Raw genomic sequence first — 17267 nt, 5'->3', positions numbered from 1 at the left:
TCAGTGGAAGACAGGGATGCGGGCGTTGACCGAGGGCCGGTAATCCCAGCCGCGTTCACGCAGCGATGCGGTGTCGGCGCCGCCTGCCAGCAGCGCCTGCACGCCTGCCGCTGCCACGGTGCAGGCCAGCGCCTGGCCGGGGCAGTTGTGGAGGCCATGGCCGAAACCCAGGGTCTGGCGATCGGGGCGCGCCAATTCGAAGATCGCCGGCGAGGGGTTCAGCGCCGGGTCGCGGTTCGCGGCGCCCAGCACCAGCAGCACCGCATCGCCCGGTGCGAGTGCCGTGCCTGCCACGAGGGTCGTTTCGGCGACGAAGCGGCGCGTGTTCTGCACCGAGGGATCGTGTCGCGCGACTTCCTGCACGAGGGCGTTCAACAGTTGGGGCTGCGATTCGATCGTGCGGCCGAGCCCCGGCTCGCGTGCGAGCGCCACCAGGCTGTTGCCCAGCAGGCCGGCCGTGGCCTCGCAGGTTTGCGACAGCAGGCCGGCCAGGTTGGCCAGCAGGGCGCGCGAGTTGTCGTCCGGCGCCTGGGCGCGCACCGCAGCCAACAAGCTGCCGTCGCGCGCGGGCTGCGCGGCGACGAGCTGCTCGAAGCGCGCCATCAGCGCTTGCGCGGCCTCGCTCGCGGCCTGCAGCTGCGCCGCGGTGGACAGCGGCGACAGGCAGGCGACGAAGTCGCGCATCCAGTCCGAGATGCGCGGCAACTCCTCGTCGGCGAAGCCCAACAGGTGCGCAACGCCCGCGACCGGCAACGCGAAGCAGGCGTCGGACAGCGACGCGGCGGGCATTCGCGTCGCGACTTCCAGAACGCCCGAGTGCGCCGACTGCAGATCGAGCCCGGCCAGCGCGCGCTGCAGCACCGGCTTGTGCGCGGCATGCGGCGCGCCGTCGTTCATGCGCACGAGACGGCCGAACACTTCGCCGGCCGGCGTGCCCGCGATCGCGCGCGGCACCGGCTCGGCCGCGGGCCGCACGCGCAGCGCAGGGTTGGCGAGCAGCTCGCGCACGGTCTCGGCACGGCTCGCGACCCAGAGGCGAAGGCCTTCGTCGTAGATCAGCGCGGGTCCTTGGCGCAGTACGGCGTACCAGGGGTAGGGGTCGGGGTGGGTGACGGCCGCGATGGCGTCGGCTGGCGGGGCGATGTCGTGGTTCATGTCCGAAGTGTGATGCTTCCCGCACGCACACACTTCGCTTAGCATCGAAGTATGGATGCATCCACGGCCGACACCCACCTGGCGCGCCTGGCCGGCGCCATCGCCGAACCGGCCCGCGCGCGCATGCTGTGCTGCCTGCTCGACGGCCACGCCCGCACCGCGACCGAGCTGGCGGCCGTGGGCGAGGTCGCGGCCTCCACCGCGAGCGCGCACCTGGCGCGGCTCAAGGAGCAGCGGCTGGTGGAGTCGGTGGCGCAGGGCAAGCACCGCTATTTCCGGCTTGCGGGCAGCGAGGTCGCCGCCGTGCTCGAAGGCCTGCTGGTGGTCGCCGGCGCGCCGCGCAGCGAATTCCAGCCGACCGCACCAAGCCGCCTGCGTGCGGCGCGCACCTGCTACGACCACATGGCCGGCACGGCCGGCGTCGCGCTGCACGACCGGCTGCATGCGCAGGGCTGGCTGCAGGCGACGGCGGAGGGCGGCGCCTACGAGCTCACGGCCGAAGGCGCGGTGGCGCTAGAAAGCTTGGGGCTGGACATCGAGAACGCGCGCAGCTCGCGCCGGCGTTTTGCCTGCGCCTGCCTCGACTGGAGCGAGCGGCGGCCGCACCTGGGCGGCGCGCTCGGCGCGGCCTGGCTGCAACTGTCGCTGCGGCGCGGCTGGGTGCGCCAGGAACTGGACGGCCGGGCCCTCGCGCTTACGCCCAAGGCAAAGCGCGAAATGCCGGAGCTCTTCGGCCTGGCGTGAGGGACTTCTTCAGGCTTTGAGCTTGAGGATGTAGGTCAGGACGCCGGCCGTTGCCACGTCCAGTTCGAGAAAGGACTTGAAGTCCTTCCCTTCCATCCAGTAGCTGTCCCAATTGCTGCGCTTGATGGTTTTTTGCCAGGCGTCCGTGGCCACCGCGCGCCGCACGGCTTCGAGCAGCGCGGCCTGGCGCTGCGGCGGCACCGCGCGACCGGTGAAGACGCCGCGCCAGTTGGCGAGATCCGCGTCCACGCCCTGCTGCCGTACCGACGGGACACCCTGGAACGGGCTCTTCGACGACACGCCGATCGCGCGCAGCTTGCCGCTGGCGATGTGCTCGCTGAACTCGCTGTAGCCCGAAATGCCGGCGACGGCCTGGCCGGACTCCACCGCCGACACCACCTGGGCGCCGCCGGGGAAGGGCTGGTAGACGAGTGCCGCGGTGTTGCCGGCCGCGCGTGCCAGCAGGCCGGCGAACATGTGGTCGACCCCGCCGGCGGAGCCACCGGCGATGGCGGCGCTGGTGGGCTCGGCGCGCATCTTCGCGATCAGGTCCTTCGCGGTCTTGATCGGCGAGTCGCTCTTGACCACCACCATCTCGTAGTCGCTGGTCAGCCGCGCCACGGGTGCGATGCGGTTCATGTCGACGGGGGGCTTCTGCAGCGCCACGGCACCGACCATCACCATGCCGCTCATCAGCAGGGTGTCGGGGTCGGCGTCGTACTTCTCGACGTAGCGCGCGAGGCCGATGGTGCCGCCCTTGCCGCCGATGTTCTCGTACTCGATCTGGCCGACCGCGCCGGCGGCGATCAGCGCGGCGCCGAGGGCGCGGCCGGTCTGGTCCCATCCGCCGCCTTCGTTGGCCGGGATGACGATGCGCAGGCGCGGGATTGCTGCGGCGGTCGCTGCTGCTGCGGCGGCGGGCGCGGGCCGTGCCGCCTGGGCCCATGCGGATGCCGGCAGGGCGCCGGCTGCGGTGGCGGCGAGCCACGAGGTGAAGATGCGCCGCGTCGGGTCAACCATGGTGGAGTGGGGACACAGATTGTGTCAATTTGTTGCTGACAGGTGGAATCCTAGCCCACGACCCGCAGAGTTCGGTGACGACTGTCGCGAGGAAACGCCAGTCTCGCGCCAACAAAATCTCGAAAAGCGGCGCTTCGCCTACTGGAAGGCCACTTCGGCGAAGCTGCGCAGCTTGCGGCTGTGCAGCCGGCTCGAGCCTTCGCTGCGCAACACGTCGATTGCGGCCATGCCGATGCGCAGGTGCTGCTCCACCCGCTCGCGGTAGAACTGGTTGGCCATGCCGGGCAGCTTGATCTCGCCGTGCAGCGGCTTGTCGCTCACGCACAGCAGGGTGCCGTAGGGCACGCGGAAGCGGAAACCGTTGGCCGCGATGGTGGCGCTTTCCATGTCGAGCGCCACCGCGCGGCTCTGGCTGAAGCGCCGCTGCGGCTGGTTGCCGGGCAAGAGCTCCCAGTTGCGGTTGTCGGTGCTGGCCACCGTGCCGGTGCGCATGATCTTCTTGAGCTGCGTGCCCTGCATGCCGGTGACGTCGGCCACCGCCTTCTCGAGCGCGAGCTGGATTTCGGACAGCGCCGGGATCGGCACCCACAGCGGGAGCTCCTCGTCGAGCACGTGGTCCTCGCGCACGTAGGCGTGGGCCAGCACGTAGTCGCCGAGCTGCTGCCCCTGGCGCAGGCCGGCGCAGTGGCCGAGCATCATCCACGCGTGCGGGCGCAGCACCGCCACGTGGTCGGTGATGGTCTTGGCATTGGCCGGGCCGACGCCGATGTTGACCATCGTGATCCCGCTGTAGTCCTCGCGCACCAGGTGGTAGGCCGGCATCTGCGGCAGGCGCCCCGGCGGCGTGCCTTGCGTACCGTCGAGCAGCACGCCGAAGGTGCCGCTCGAACCCGCCGCGAGCCCGCGCCGGCGCGTGATCACATTGCCGGGCTCGATGAAGGCAATGTATTCGCTCTGCTCGTCGGTCATCGCTTCGTGGCCGAGGCGCACGAACTCGTCGATGTAGAACTGGTAGTTGGTGAAGAGCACGAAGTTCTGGAACCACTCGGGCGCGGTGCCGGTGTAGTGGCGCAGCCGGTGCAGCGAGTAGTCCACGCGCGCCGCGGTGAAGAGCGAGAGCGGCTGCGCCTCGCCGGGCTTGGGCTCGAAGGTGCCGTTGGCGATGCCGTCGTCCATGGCGCCGAGATCGGGCAGGTCGAAGACATCGCGCATCAGGGCGCGGCGCTCGGCGCTCATCGTGCCTTCGATGTGGTCGTTCTCGGCGAAGGAGAAGTGGACCGGGATCGGCTGCGTGCTGGTGCCGACTTCGAGCTCGACCTCGTGGTTCTCGAGCAAGAGCCGGAACTGCTCGCGGTAGTAGCGGTGGAACAGATCGGGCCGCGTCAGCGTGGTTTCATAGCGGCCCGGCCCGGCGACGAAGCCGTAGCTCAGCCAGGCGTTGGCCGCCGGCGTGCGGCGCGAAACCGTGTGCGTATGAACGCGGACGAAGGGGTAGCAGGCGCGCACGCGGCCGGCCAGGCTGTCGCCGGCCACGAAGCGCTGCATCGCGTCGCGCAGGTGCTGCAGGCCGCCGTTGTAGATGAGACGGACCTGTTCGAGGGCTGCGTCGGGGTCGGTGAAGCGGGCGGGTGCGACGAAGGCGGGCATGTAGGGCATCCGCTCATTGTGCAGCGTGCCGGCGGCGACTTGCGCGGGGCTATCCTGGCATGGGTTCCCGCATCGTGACGAACTCCTCTGCAACGGTGGGGTGGATGCCGATGGTGCTGTCGAACATCGCCTTGGTGGCGCCGGCGCGCATCGCGACCGCGAAGCCCTGCACCACCTCGCCCGCGTCGGGCCCCACCATGTGCAGGCCGACCACGCGGTCGCTGGCGTGCTCGACGATCAGCTTCATGAAGGTGCGCTCGCCGCTCCCCGAGAGCGTGTGACGCAGGGCCTTGAACTCGCTGCTGAATACGCTGACCTTGCCGAACTTGGCGCGCGCCGCGGCCTCGGTGTAGCCGCAGGTGCCGATGTTCGGATGGGTGAAGACGGCCGTCGGCGTGAATTCGTAGTCGAGCTGCCGCGGTCCCTTGCCGAAGAGCGTGTCCACCACCACCATGGCTTCGGCCAGCGCCACCGGCGTCAGCTGCTGGCGCGTCGACACGTCGCCCACCGCAAGGACCGAGGGCACCGAGCTGCGGTAATGCGCATCGACCACCACGCCGCCGCGCTCGTCGAGCGCAACGCCGGCGGCTTCGAGGCCCAGGCCCTGCGTGTTGGGCACGCGGCCGGTCGCGTAGAGGATGGTGTCGGCCTCGACGCGCTGGCCGCGCGAGAGCAGCGCGCACAGGCCGCTGTCCGTGCGCGTGATCATGTCGATCTCGCAGTTGAAGCGGATGTCGATGCCGGTGCGCGTCATCTCCTTGGCCAGGAACTGGCGCAGGTCCTCGTCGAAGCCGTTGAGCAGGTGCGCGCCGCGGTACAGCTGCGTGACCTGGGCGCCCAGCCCGTTGAAGATGGAGGCGAACTCACAGGCGATGTAGCCGCCGCCCACCACCAGAAGCCGCTTCGGAAAAGGGTCGAGGTCGAACATCGCATCGGAGACCACCAAGTGCTCCCGCCCCGCCACCTCCGGCACGAAGGGCATGCCGCCGGTGGCGACGAGCACATGACGCGCCGTGTGCTTCTTCTCGCCGATCTGCACTGTCTGGGCGTCGGCCAGTTGCGCCCAGCCCTGGATCAGCGTGACGCCTGCGCCTTCGAGCAGGCCGCGGTAGACGCCGTTGAGCCGCGTGATTTCGCGTGCGCGATTGGCCTTGAGCCGGTTCCAGTCGAAGCGCGGTTCACCGAGCCGCCAGCCGAAGCCCGCGGCTTCCTCGAAGGATTCGGCATAGCCGGCGGCGTAGCTGTAGAGCTTCTTGGGAATGCAGCCGACGTTGACGCAGGTGCCGCCCAGCTCGGCGCATTCGGCCAGCGCCACGCGAGCGCCGCGCTGGGCCGACATGCGCGCCGCGCGCACGCCGCCGCTGCCGCCGCCGATCACGAAAAGGTCGAAGTCGAATGTGCGCATGGGTGCTCCTTGCGGCCGACTGTAGCCGGCCGAAGGAGCGGCTGCTGCGCGCGGGTTTCGTGATCGGCCGCGGCCCACTCAGGGGCGATCGCCTTGCTGAGCGGAGTCCCGCGACGTCCAGCGCTGCTGCACACGCGGATCGCCGGCGCGCTGCTGCAACCGCTGCTGTTGCTGTTGCAAGGCACGCTGCTGGGCTTCCTGCGCTTGGCGCATCGCGTTGTGTTGCTGGGCCTGCTGCTGCGCCTGCACCTGCTGCTGCGCGCGCAAGGCCTGCTGCTGTTGCAACTGCTGCATCTGCTGGGCCTGTTGTTGCTGCGCCTGCATCTGCTGCTGTGCCCGCAGGGCCTGCTGCTGTTGCAGCTGCTGCATCTGTTGAGCCTGTTGCTGCGCCTGCATTTGCTGCTGTGCCCGCAAGGCCTGCTGCTGTTGCATCTGTTGGGCCTGTGCCTGGGCAGCGGCACGCTGCTGCATCTCCTGCTGCTGGCGTGTGGCCTGCAACTGCATCTGCTGCTGTGCCTGTGCCTGTGCCTGCGCGGCGCGCTCCTGTTGCTGCTGGCGCAGCCCGTCGCGTTGCTGCATCTGCTGAAGTTGCTGCGCCTGTTGGAGTTGCTGCGCCTGTTGCGCCTGTTGCAACTGCTGGGCCTGTTGGAAGCGCTGTGCCTGCTGCGACTGAAGTTGCTGCTGCGCCTGCGCCTGTGCTGCGCGCTGCTGGAGCTGTTGCTGCGCTTGCTGTGCCTGGGGCTGTTGCCGTGCCTGCTCGAACTGGAATTGCTGCTGCTGTCGTGCCTGAAAAGCAGGCGGCGGCAGCGAAGCGGCGGGGCGCCCGAAGCCGCCGAAGTGGCGATCGCCGCGCGGCGGGATTGGCACCGCCGGTGCGACCTGCATTTGCGCGATGCGGTCCTCGGGCATGCGCAGGAAGTCGCGCCGGGCGATGGGGCCGCGGCCGAAGATGTCCACCGGCACCAGCGAGAGCGCACCGGGCGTGTTGCGGTGCAGGTACTCGGCGCGCGCCAGTTGCTGCTGGTAGGCGATCGCGCGATTGACCTCGTCGATGTAGCGCTGGCTGGCGCGGTAGCCCGGCCGCCAGGGCTCGCCCGGCGCGAGCGGGAACCAGCCCACGCCGTTGCGGCCGCCGCCGATGTTGGCGCCGCCTACGAAGCCGACCAGCGCCGGCGCATAGATCGGCCGCACATTCGGCCGCCCCGGGACCCAGCACCAGCGCGAGCCGATGCGGGCCCAGCGGCCGTAATGGGAAGGCGCAAAGCCCCACGGTTGGGCGTCGACCCAGGTCCAGCCCCAGGGCGCCACATTGACCCACTGGCCGTCGCGATAGGGCGCCCAGTCGGCGTCCACATTGCGCGGGTACCAGACGTTGCCGTATTCGGGAACGTTCTGCCAGTCGCCGTAGTTGTCGAGCTGCTGGTAGCCGACCACTTCGCGCGAGACGTAGCGCGCCGAGATCGACTGCTCTTCGATGCGGTCGCGCTCGGCCACCCAGCGCTCGAAGGCGTCGTTGCCGGCGCGCACTGGGCCTGCGCTCACTGTGGCCAGATTGCGCCCCGATACCGTGAGCTGCTGGCGCGCGCCGAGCGGCATCGACTCGCCGCCTTCGCCATAGAGCGTGGCGCTGCCGGCGGCAATGGCCACGCGCGTGGTGCCGGCAGCCGGGTCGGCCTCGATGCGATAGTCGCCGGGTGCGTCGATCACCACGGCAAGGTTGCCGGTGTCGATCTCGAAGCGCTGGCCTGCCAGCTCGTCGCGCACCCGCACCTGCAGGCGGCCCTGCTGCGCTGTGATGCGCGCAGTGTCGTCGTCGAGTTCGGACACCGCGATGCTGGTCTGGTCGTCCAGGCGCAGCGTGGCGGAGCCCACGTGCAGTTCGGCGCGGGCATTACGATCGGTCCAGAGGCGGTCGCCGGTGGTGATCGGCCGGTTCGGGACCACGTCGTACCAGCTGTCGTCGCCGGCCGGCGAGAAGCTGATGGTGCCTTGATGGAAATTGAGGCGGGCCACGCGGCCCGGCGGATCCTGCTGGGCAAAGGCTGCAAGCCCGGTGAAGAGCAGCGCCAGACCCAGCAGCCAGCCGGCCGCGCGGCGGCCGGACGTCGAGGTGGTGCGGTGTTTCATGGGTCGTTCCCTTCGTGACGTCCCTATTAACGCGCGAGCGGGCCCGGCGCTGGCATCCGCTTTGCAAAGCTTTGGAAATATCGCGCCCGGTGCGCAACCTGATGTAAGCGCGAGCCGGGTGGCGGGCTAGGGCGTCTGCGGATGCGAGAGAAAGAAGCGAAGCATTTCGGCGCTCGCGTCCGGCCCGGTGGGATCGGTGAACGAGCCCTCCGCGCTGCCGCCGGCCCAGGCGTGGCCGGCGCCGTGCAGCAGCCAGTGCTCGACCGTGATGCGGCCATGGGTATCGGCGTAGGTGCGGCGGGCATAGGCGCGGCCTTGCTTCGACCGGCCTTGCGTCTCGTGCGCTTGCGGCCTGCCGCCGCCGGCCTCGGCGGCGAGCGCGGCCGTCGCCACCTCTTCGCCGTTGCGCGGATGCACCGTCTCGTCGGCGTCGCCGTGGAAGACGATGGTCGGCCGCACCGGGCCCGCCGTCGCGGCCGCCGCGCCGTTCTTCATCGCCGCCATTGCCGACATCAGGTCTTTCGCCGCGCCGATCGGCAGGCCCGAGTGCACGCCGACCGCGGCGAAGAGCTCAGGGTGGGTGCGCGCGAGGATGTGGGCCATCGCGCCGCCGGCCGAAAGGCCCGCCACGTAGACGCGCGCCGGATCGACCGCGTGATCGGCCATCACCGATCGCGTGAGGTCAGCCAGGAGCGCCGGCTCGCCGCGCTCGCGCTGCTGGTGCTGCGGCAGAAACCAGTTCCAGCACCTCGCGGCGTTGTGCTGCTTCGTCTGCGTCGGGTAGAGCACCAGGAAACCGCGCTCGGCGGCGAGCCGGTTCATCTGCGTGCCGGTCGCGAAGTCATCCGGATCCTGCGTGCAGCCGTGCAGCATCAGCAGCAGCGGGCGCCGCTGGCCGGTGTTCCGGGCCGGGACGAAGAGCTTGTAGGCGATGCTGCGGTGCTGGTGCGTGAAACTGCCGTCGATCCATTGGTCGGACCGGGCTTCGCGTGCAGGCGCCAGCAGCCCGGCGCGCCGCAGCGCGCGCGGGACGGCGCCGGCCCATTGCGCGAGGCGGCGCTTGAATCCTTCGAACAGGGAAGCCATCAGGCGTCGGCTAACCCCCGTAGAGGTACTGCGGCAGCCAAAGCGTCAGGCCCGGCCAGATGTACATGAACACCATGCACAGGATCACGATCAGCATATACGGCATCATGCCCGCGAAAATCTGGTTGATCGTGACATGCGGCGGCGAGACGCCCTTCAGATAGAAGGCCGACATCGCCACCGGTGGCGACAGGAAGGCGGCCTGCAGGTTCACGAAGACCAGCACGCCGAACAGCAGCGGATCGATCTGGAAGTGCGCCAGCAGGGGCAGGAAGATGGGCACGAAGATCACGATGATCTCGGTCCACTCGAGCGGCCAGCCCAGGATGAAGATGATCGCCTGCGACAGCAGCAGGAACTGCAGCGGGCTCAGGCTCATCCCGAGCACCCATTCCTCGATGATCCGCTGTCCGCCGAGCAGCGCGAAGACCGCCGAGAACAGCGCCGAGCCGACGAACAGCCAGCAGACCATGGAGGTGGTCTTGAGCGTCAGGAACACCGCCTCCTTGATCTTCTTGAAGTTCAGCGTCCTGGCCTGCCACGCCATCAGGAAGGCGCCTGCTGCGCCTACGGCGGCCGACTCGGTGGCGGTCGTGATGCCGAACAGGATCACGCCCAGCACCACCAGCGTCAGCGTCGCGAGCGGCATGACCGAGGAGGCCAGCATGCGCAAGATCTCGAACTGCTCGGCGTCCATTCGCCAGTAGTACCAGCCCAGAAGCACGAGCGCGAAGGCGCAGGCCACCGCGAAGCCGATGTAGAAGGCCTCCGGCACGGCCGCCGTCTTCGGCGCGTCGACGGCTTCGCCCAGTTGCTGCAGGCCGCCCTCCTGGGTTTGCGACGCGGCGCTTTCGCTGCCGGGCGGCTCCTCGACGCCGCCGGACGATTCCGGCTCCTGCGCGCCTTCGGTCGTGGGCGGCTCCGCCAGTCCACCGCCGGACGGCTCGGGCAGCGTTGCGCCCGCGCCGGCCTTCGTCGCCTCTGCCGACTGGGCGGCGACAGGCGCGCTGGCCGGGTTGCTGTCCTTCTGCGAATAGATTGTCACGTACCACCAGATGGCGCCCAGCGTGACAGCGGTCAGCGCCAGCGGCACCAGCGCGGTGAGCAGGTTGCGCAGCAGCAACGCCCAGGTGATCTTCATGCCCTCGACGCTGCCGCGCAGGGCGCGCGCCGGCGCCAGCACGGCTGCGAACAGCGCCGGCAGCATGCGCGGCGAATAGCTGGCCGCGAGGTGGGCGACCCAGGGCGAGACCGGCGCGCGCTGCTGGTCGATCGGCAGCTTGGGCGCGACCTTGGGCTGCAGCACGGCCCAGCCGATCACGTAGATCAGGTACAGAAAGGCCAGGAAGAAGCCCGGGAACATCGCGGCCGCATAGAGCTTGACCACCGACTGTCCGGCGACGGCCGCGTACACGATGATCATCACCGAGGGCGGGATCAGGATGCCCAGCGTGCCGCCGGCCGTGATGACGCCGGCCGCCAGCCGCGTGTCGTAGCCGGCGTTCAGCATCGGCCGCATCGCAATCACGCCCATCAGCACGACCACCGCGCCGACCAGGCCGCTCGCGATGCCCCAGAAGGTGCACACGATCAGCGTCGTGACCGCCAGCGAGCCCGGCACGCGGCGGAAGGCGAGCTGCACGCTGTGGAACATCTTGTCCACCAGCGCGCCGCGTTCCATCACATAGCCCATCAGCACGAAGAGCGGTATCGAGAGCAGGGTTTCGTTGGTCATCGCGCCGAAGGCGCGCTGCACCATGAGGTCGAACACCTTGTTGTCGAGCCACGGCACGGCCGGGTCGTAGAAGGCGATGAAGCCGAAGAACATGCCCAGCCCCATCAGCGTGAACGCCGTCGGGAAGCCGAGCATGATCACCACCACGATCAGCCCCAGCATCGTCAGGCCGAGTACCGCCTCGCTCATGACTGGCCCCCGGTGCTGCGCTGCTGGGCCGCGTGTTCAATGTCCTTCGCGCGCTCCATCACCTCGCGCTTGGCCGCCTCGTCGACGTAGCTGCTGCTGGCAAGCTGGTCGCCGACCACGTCCATCTCTTCGGCATCCTTCAGGCGCGGCGTCCACTCGCCGGTCTTGAGGCAGACGACGCAGCGCACCATCTCGGCGAAGCCCTGCAGCAGCAGCACGATGCCGGCGACCGGAATCACGAACTTGAAGGGGTAGACCGGTATCGGGTCGGCATTGAAGGTCTGCTCGCGCATCGCGAGCGAGTCATTGAAATAGGTCCAGCCCGACCAGGTGAGCGCCACCACGCCGGGCAGGAAGAACAGCGCGAACAGCGCCAGGTCGAGCGCCGCCTGGGTGCGTGGCTTCATGCTGCCGTAGAAGAAGTCGCCGCGCACATGGCCCGCCTGCGCGAGGGTGTAGGCGCCGCCCATCATGAAGAGCGTGCCGTAGAGCATGTTGTTGGCGTCGAAGATCCATGCGGTCGGCGCGTTGAGCGCATAGCGCTTGAAGACCTCGCCGCACACCAGCAGCATCAGGGCCACGATGAGCCAGGAGAAGGTCTTGCCCACCACCATGCTGAAGCGGTCGACGGTGTGGAGGAATCGTTGAATGGTCATGGAACGCGGAAGATTCACATATCAAAAAAATCAGCCACCCGGAAACGCCCGGATGGCTGATGGCAGCGGGGGCCCCTGAAGCTCAGGCCTTCTTCTTGCTGAAGTAGTGGTTGTAGGCCATCTTGAAGTCGACGTTGTAGTCGTTTTGCCACTGCAGGGCACGCTCGGCAAAGGTTTTTTGCGAATCGAGCACCTTCTTGAAGAGCGGGTTCTCCTCGGCCTTCTTGGCGATGGTCTTGTCCCAGGCCGCGAGCTGGGCGCGCAGCACGGCGTCGGGCGTCTTGTAGAACTTGATGCCGGCCTTCTTCATGTCCGCGTAGTCCTGCGAATTGCGCTGCACGGCCTTCCAGCTCATGTCGGCGCTGGCCGCCTGCACGGCGTAGTCGATGATCGAGCGGAGCTCCTGCGGCAACGCACCGTACTTCGCCTTGTTGAACAGGATCTCGAACTGCTCGCTCGACTGGTGGAAGCTCTGCAGCATGCAGTTCTTCACCACGTCGGGGAAGCCGAGCACGCGGTCGCTGGAGGCGTTGTTGAACTCGGCCGCGTCGATCAGGCCCCGGTCGAGCGCCGGCACGATCTCGCCGCCCGGCAACGGGTTCACGGCCGTGCCCATCTCGGTGAACACGTCGACCGCCAGCCCGACGGTGCGGAACTTGAGGCCCTTCATGTCCTCCACCTTGGCCACCGGCTTCTTGAACCAGCCCAGCGGCTGCGTCGGCATCGGGCCGTACAGGTAGGACACCACCTCCATGTTCAGGCTCTTGTAGATCTCGTCGAGCAGCGCCTTGCCGCCGCCATAGTTGTGCCAGGCAAGGACCGTGTTGGCATCCATGCCGAAGCTGGGGCCCGAGCCCCAGAGCGCCAGGGCCGAGTTCTTGCCGTAGTGGTAGGCGACCACGCCATGGCCGCCATCGAGCGTGCCCTTGTTCACCGCCTCCAGCAGTTGGAAGGCCGGCACCACCGCGCCGGAGGGCAGCACATCGATCTTGAGGCGGCCGCCCGCCATTTCATTGACCTTCTTGGCGAAATCCTGTGCGTACTCGTGGAAGATGTCCTTTGCGGGCCAGGTGCTCTGGAAGCGGAAGGACGCGGTCTGCGCCATGCTGACCATGGGCGCGGACATGGCGCCGGCCGCCACGGCTGCGCCTTTGAGCAGGCTGCGGCGGCGGTTCGGTTTGTTCTCGGTCATTGCGTATTTCTCCGTTGGTGTCTGGAAAACCCCAGACTGCCATCTTTGACATGTGAACATTCGCGACAAAGAGGGTTTTCACGAACTGGTGAAAAATCGTGGGATGCGGAACGGACTTCTGACGCAAAGACCGCCCGCTTCTAAGCAGTAACCCTAGGAAACAGAAGGATGACAGTGACAGACATGACCCAGCCGGCCCCGAACCCAACCAGCGCAGATAGCGCACCAGCCGGTGAACGAGCGGGCGTGCGGCCGGCCGAGGGCTATGCCGGCGACGTGACGCCCGAGCAGGCGCATGCGTGGGTCGCCGGCGGCGAGGCCGTGCTGGTCGACGTGCGCAGCGATGCCGAGCGCGAATGGGTGGGCTATGTGCCCGGCGGGGTGGGTCTGGCCTGGAAGCAGTGGCCGGGGATGGCGCTCAACGCGGGATTCGACGAAGGACTCAAGGCCGCCGTGCCGGCGGGCAAGAAGGTTGTGATGCTGTGCCGCAGCGGCGTGCGTTCCATCTCGACCGCGCGGCGCGCCACCGAACTGGGCCTCGAGGCCTACAACATCCTCGAAGGTTTCGAGGGCGATGCCGACGCCGAGGGCCACCGCGGGCGCAAAGGCGGCTGGCGCCTGCGTGGCTTGCCCTGGAAGCAGAACTGACCGTTTACTTGAGGGGAGGGATGCGGAGTTTTTGGCCGGGGTAGATCTTGTCCGGGTGGCTCAGCATCGGCTTGTTGGCTTCGAAGATCGCGTTGTACTTGTTGGCATCGCCGTAGTACTTCTTCGAGATGGCCGACAGCGTGTCGCCCTTGGCCACGTCGTGGTACTGCGCCGGATCGGCCGCGGGTGCCACCAGCTTGTTGTCGACCTGGCTCACGTTGGCCACATTGCCCGCCGCGAGCGATGCTTTTTCGCTGGCCTCCTGCGAGGGTGCGTTGCCCGCGAGCGTGACCACGCCCGAGGCGGCGACGTAAGTCACTTCCAAACCGGTCAGGCCCAGGTTCTGGGTCTCGATGTAGGTCTTGATCGCGGCGGCTGCCTTCTGGTTGGCATCCGGTTCCGCCGCCTGGGCCGAGGAGCCTCCGAACAGTTTTTCCCCCGCCTCTTTGATGAAACTCAGCAAACCCATGGTGTTCTCCTTGCGCCTTGGTTGATCGGAAGGGCACTGTACCGTCGGAAAGTGACCGCCGCGCGTAGGCTGCGGCCGCATGTGCAAGCTCCCGTAAGAACTCGCAATAATGCCGCGCATGGCATTCCTCGCGATCGACATCGGCAACACCCGCCTCAAGTGGTCCCTCTACGATGCGGCGCGGCCGGGCGCGTCGCTGCTGGCGCACGGTGCCGAGTTTCTCGACCATATCGAGCGGCTGGCCGACGGCCCTTGGGCGGACCTGCCCGCGCCGGCCTCGATGCTCGGTTGCGTGGTGGCCGGCGACACGGTGCGGCGGCGGGCCGAGGAGCAGGTGGTGGAGCGCTTCGACTGTTCCCCGCGATGGGTGGTTTCGAGCGCCGCCGAAGCCGGCATCGTGAACGGCTATGACCATCCGACGCGCCTGGGCTCCGATCGCTGGGTCGCGATGATCGGCGCGCGCCACCGCATGCTCTCGCAGGGGCCGACGCGTCCGATGGTGGTGGTGATGATCGGCACCGCGGTGACGGTCGAGGGCGTGGATGCGAACGGCAAGTTCCTCGGCGGCCTGATCCTGCCGGGCCACGGCATCATGCTGCGCGCACTCGAATCGGGCACCGCGGGCCTGCACGTGCCGACCGGTGAAGTGCGCGAATTCCCCACCAACACCAGCGATGCGCTGACCAGCGGCGGCACCTATGCGATCGCGGGTGCGGTGGAGCGCATGGTGCAGCACGTGCGCTCGCACTGCGGCGTGGAGCCGGCCTGCTACATGACGGGCGGGGCGGCCTGGAAGATGGCGCCGAGCATGAACGGGGAGTTCGAGCTCGTGGATGGGTTGATCATGGACGGATTGCTGGTGATTGCGCAGGAGCGCCTGTTGGCGTCCTAAGAAGCCAGCCCGTCCACCGCCTGGAACATCGCCTGCCGCGCCTGGCTGATGACCTGCCCTCGCCAGGCATCCGTGTCCGTGTAGAAGGTCTCCAGCATCTGCGACCGGATGGCCGCGGCCAGTTCGGCCGGCGCCTCCGGATGCTTGTGGAGCCAGTGATCGGCCCGCAGGGCCTGCGTCACTTCGAGCATGGACAAGGTTCCGTACTCGAGCGCGATCGAGGTGTGCTCGGCCTGCGGGCATTCGTCGTCGAGCGCATAGCACATCAAGCCGGTCAGAAAGGCGGAGGTGGACGAGCCGTCGTACATCGAAGTCACCGGCGCCGCCGCCGTGCCCCACCAGGCATTGGCGCGCGCATAGGCGGCCTTGTCGTCCCTGCCGGCGAAGATGCGCTCGCCGATGCCGCTGGGGCCGAGCCCCGTGTGGAAATCGATCCAGCCGATGCGCCGCGCGCCACCGGCATGGGTGCGCAGCACTTCGCGCAAGGTCCTGTTGCTCCAGGTCGGCGCGTCGCCGCCGTAGAACAAGCCGTCGGCAAACTGGTACTGCCCTCGCGTCACGGCGGCCTGGTAGAAGCCCAGGCCCTCGCGTTCGATGAGACTGCCGATCTCGGCCTGGTTGGCCGGCGTCGGCGGCCACTCATCGGGCAGGAGCAACGGATGCAAGCGGGCGTACGCCTCGTTGACGGGCCGCGGCTGCGAGAAGTCGAGGAAGTTGCGGTTCAGGTCCACGTTCTCGTGCGTCACGCGGCGGCTGTACGAGAAGCCGTACGGGTTGAGCGCATGCACGTACAGCACGGCCACGCCCTGGTCGCGCGCCTTTTCGCGCCACTCGGCATCGTGCAGCGCGAAGGCCTGCACGCCGCTGCCGCAATGGCCTTCGACGCCGTGGCAGGCACTGCTCACGATCAACAGGTTCTCGGCCTTCGCTTCACCATCGAGCGCCACATCCATCGCGAGCGCTTCGCCTTCGCGCCCCTTCCGCGGATGGACATGCGAGCGCACGGCCAGCCCGGCGCTCGCGCAACCCTGCAGGAACTTCTGGCGTGCCTGCGCGTAGCGAGGGGAGAAGGCCTCGCCGACGCCGATCATGCGGCCGTCCCTTCAGGCGCCTTCGGCCCCTGGAGGAACTCTTCGGCCAGCCGGACCCAGCAGGTCGCGCCCAGCGGAATCAGATCGTCGTTGAAGTCGTAGCTCGCGTTGTGCAGCATGCAGGGCCCGCCGCCGTGGTGCATGTCGCGGTGGCTGCCGTCGCCGTTGCCGATGAAGGCATAGGCGCCCGGTTTGGCCAGCAGCATGAAGGCGAAGTCCTCGGCCGTCATCGCTGGTTCCTGCACCAGCACGTTGTCCGCGCCGACGATGCCGGCCATCACGCGGCGGGCGAAGTTCGCTTCGTCGGCCGTGTTGATGGTGGGCGGGTAGTTGCGGTGGAAGCGGAACTCGCACTGCGCGTCGTGCGCCGCGCTCACGTGCTCGGCGATCTTCTGCATGCGCGCCTCGATCAGGTCGAGCACCTCCAGCGTGAAGGTGCGCACCGTGCCCTTGAGCTCGCAGCTGTCGGGAATCACGTTGTTGGCTTCGCCCGCATGGATCATCGTGACCGAGATCACGCCCGCGTCGGTGGGCTTCTTGTTTCGCGTGATGATGGTTTGGAAGGCCTGCACCATCTCGCAGGCCACCGGCACCGGGTCGATGCCGGTGTGCGGCAGCGCCGCATGGCCGCCCTTGCCGCGGATGGTGATGGTGAACTCGTTGCTCGAGGCCATGGCCGGCCCGGGACTCACCGCGAACTGGCCGGCTTTCATGCCCGGCCAGTTGTGCATGCCGAACACGGCTTCCATCGGGAACTGCTCGAACAGCCCTTCCTTGACCATCTCGCGCGCGCCGCCGCCGCCTTCTTCGGCGGGCTGGAAGATCAGGTAGACCGTGCCGTCGAAGTTGCGGTGCTTGGCGAGATGCTGCGCCGCCGCCAGCAGCATCGCGGTGTGGCCGTCGTGGCCGCAGGCGTGCATCTTGCCGGCGTGCTTGCTCGCATGGGCGAAGGTGTTGAGCTCGGTGACCGGCAGCGCATCCATGTCGGCGCGCAGGCCGACGGCGCGTGTGCTGGTGCCGTTCTTGACGATGCCGACCACGCCGGTGGTGCCGAGGCCGCGGTGGATCGGGATGCCCCATTCGGTGAGCTTGGCCGCCACCACGTCGGCGGTGCGCACTTCCTGGAAGCAGAGTTCGGGATGGGCATGCAAGTCACGTCGAACCGCGGCGATGCCGGCCGCCTCGGTGACGAGGGAATCGATGAGTTTCAT

Annotated in this window: 15 protein-coding genes; 3 read left to right on the top strand and 12 right to left on the bottom strand. The window is 68.3% G+C overall.

Going from position 1 to position 17267, the window contains the following annotated elements:
- A complete protein-coding gene (locus tag ACSQ9A_RS25320; protein ID WP_436305683.1) occupies window positions 1–1155 on the bottom strand; it encodes a cytochrome P450 in 1155 nt (384 codons plus the stop codon).
- A 51-nt stretch (window positions 1156–1206) separates the two neighbouring features.
- Between ACSQ9A_RS25320 and ACSQ9A_RS25315 the strand changes: the two genes are divergently transcribed.
- Window positions 1207–1899, top strand: a complete 693-nt coding sequence (locus ACSQ9A_RS25315; protein WP_436305682.1) for an ArsR/SmtB family transcription factor — start codon at window positions 1207–1209, stop codon at window positions 1897–1899.
- 9 nt (window positions 1900–1908) lie between these two features.
- On the opposite strand, the gene ACSQ9A_RS25310 is transcribed toward ACSQ9A_RS25315, so the two are convergent.
- The 8 genes from ACSQ9A_RS25310 to ACSQ9A_RS25275 all read right to left on the bottom strand — a co-directional run bounded on the left by ACSQ9A_RS25310 (window position 1909) and on the right by ACSQ9A_RS25275 (window position 12956).
- Window positions 1909–2919: a Bug family tripartite tricarboxylate transporter substrate binding protein gene (locus tag ACSQ9A_RS25310; protein WP_436305681.1), complete on the bottom strand. Its 1011-nt coding sequence runs from the start codon at window positions 2917–2919 to the stop codon at window positions 1909–1911.
- A gap of 138 nt (window positions 2920–3057) precedes the next feature.
- Window positions 3058–4575, bottom strand: coding sequence for an AMP nucleosidase (locus ACSQ9A_RS25305; RefSeq protein ID WP_436305680.1), 1518 nt, complete (start codon window positions 4573–4575; stop codon window positions 3058–3060).
- A gap of 40 nt (window positions 4576–4615) precedes the next feature.
- Window positions 4616–5971, bottom strand: a complete 1356-nt coding sequence (gene gorA, locus ACSQ9A_RS25300) for a glutathione-disulfide reductase (protein ID WP_436305679.1) — start codon at window positions 5969–5971, stop codon at window positions 4616–4618.
- Between the two features lie 78 nt (window positions 5972–6049).
- Window positions 6050–8098: a DUF6600 domain-containing protein gene (locus ACSQ9A_RS25295; protein WP_436305678.1), complete on the bottom strand. Its 2049-nt coding sequence runs from the start codon at window positions 8096–8098 to the stop codon at window positions 6050–6052.
- Window positions 8099–8224: 126 nt separating this feature from the next.
- Window positions 8225–9184, bottom strand: coding sequence for an extracellular catalytic domain type 1 short-chain-length polyhydroxyalkanoate depolymerase (locus tag ACSQ9A_RS25290; RefSeq protein ID WP_436305676.1), 960 nt, complete (start codon window positions 9182–9184; stop codon window positions 8225–8227).
- A gap of 10 nt (window positions 9185–9194) precedes the next feature.
- Window positions 9195–11108 (bottom strand): TRAP transporter large permease subunit, encoded by a 1914-nt coding sequence (locus ACSQ9A_RS25285; protein ID WP_436305675.1) that lies wholly within the window; start codon window positions 11106–11108, stop codon window positions 9195–9197.
- Entirely contained in the window at window positions 11105–11764 is a 660-nt protein-coding gene (locus tag ACSQ9A_RS25280; protein WP_436305674.1) for a TRAP transporter small permease subunit, read from the bottom strand. The genes ACSQ9A_RS25285 and ACSQ9A_RS25280 overlap by 4 nt, the downstream gene beginning before the upstream one ends.
- 82 nt (window positions 11765–11846) lie before the next feature.
- On the bottom strand, window positions 11847–12956 hold the full coding sequence (locus ACSQ9A_RS25275) for a TRAP transporter substrate-binding protein (protein WP_436305673.1): 1110 nt from the start codon (window positions 12954–12956) through the stop codon (window positions 11847–11849).
- 183 nt (window positions 12957–13139) lie between these two features.
- Here ACSQ9A_RS25275 and ACSQ9A_RS25270 point away from each other — a divergent pair, with 183 nt between their 5' ends.
- Complete coding sequence (locus ACSQ9A_RS25270; protein ID WP_436305672.1) at window positions 13140–13604, top strand: rhodanese-like domain-containing protein; 465 nt, start codon at window positions 13140–13142, stop codon at window positions 13602–13604.
- A 4-nt stretch (window positions 13605–13608) separates the two neighbouring features.
- Here the strand turns inward: ACSQ9A_RS25270 and lysM are convergent, their stop codons facing one another.
- Window positions 13609–14073, bottom strand: coding sequence for a peptidoglycan-binding protein LysM (gene lysM, locus ACSQ9A_RS25265; RefSeq protein ID WP_436305671.1), 465 nt, complete (start codon window positions 14071–14073; stop codon window positions 13609–13611).
- Between the two features lie 118 nt (window positions 14074–14191).
- On the opposite strand from lysM, the gene ACSQ9A_RS25260 reads away from it, so the two are divergent.
- The gene (locus ACSQ9A_RS25260; RefSeq protein WP_093108502.1) at window positions 14192–14965 is read left to right on the top strand and encodes a type III pantothenate kinase; all 774 of its coding nucleotides are present in this window, start codon (window positions 14192–14194) and stop codon (window positions 14963–14965) included.
- On the opposite strand, the gene ACSQ9A_RS25255 is transcribed toward ACSQ9A_RS25260, so the two are convergent.
- Window positions 14962–16056 (bottom strand): M14 family metallopeptidase, encoded by a 1095-nt coding sequence (locus ACSQ9A_RS25255; protein ID WP_436305670.1) that lies wholly within the window; start codon window positions 16054–16056, stop codon window positions 14962–14964. The genes ACSQ9A_RS25260 and ACSQ9A_RS25255 overlap by 4 nt on opposite strands.
- Window positions 16053–17267, bottom strand: a complete 1215-nt coding sequence (locus tag ACSQ9A_RS25250) for a M20 aminoacylase family protein (protein WP_436305669.1) — start codon at window positions 17265–17267, stop codon at window positions 16053–16055. Before ACSQ9A_RS25250 ends, ACSQ9A_RS25255 begins: the two co-directional genes overlap by 4 nt.

This window comes from Variovorax sp. LjRoot290 (assembly GCF_964253985.1).
Taxonomy (GTDB): Bacteria; Pseudomonadota; Gammaproteobacteria; order Burkholderiales; family Burkholderiaceae_C; genus Variovorax.
Note: the sequence above shows the minus strand (reverse complement) of the source record. Positions and strands in the feature narration are given on the sequence as shown.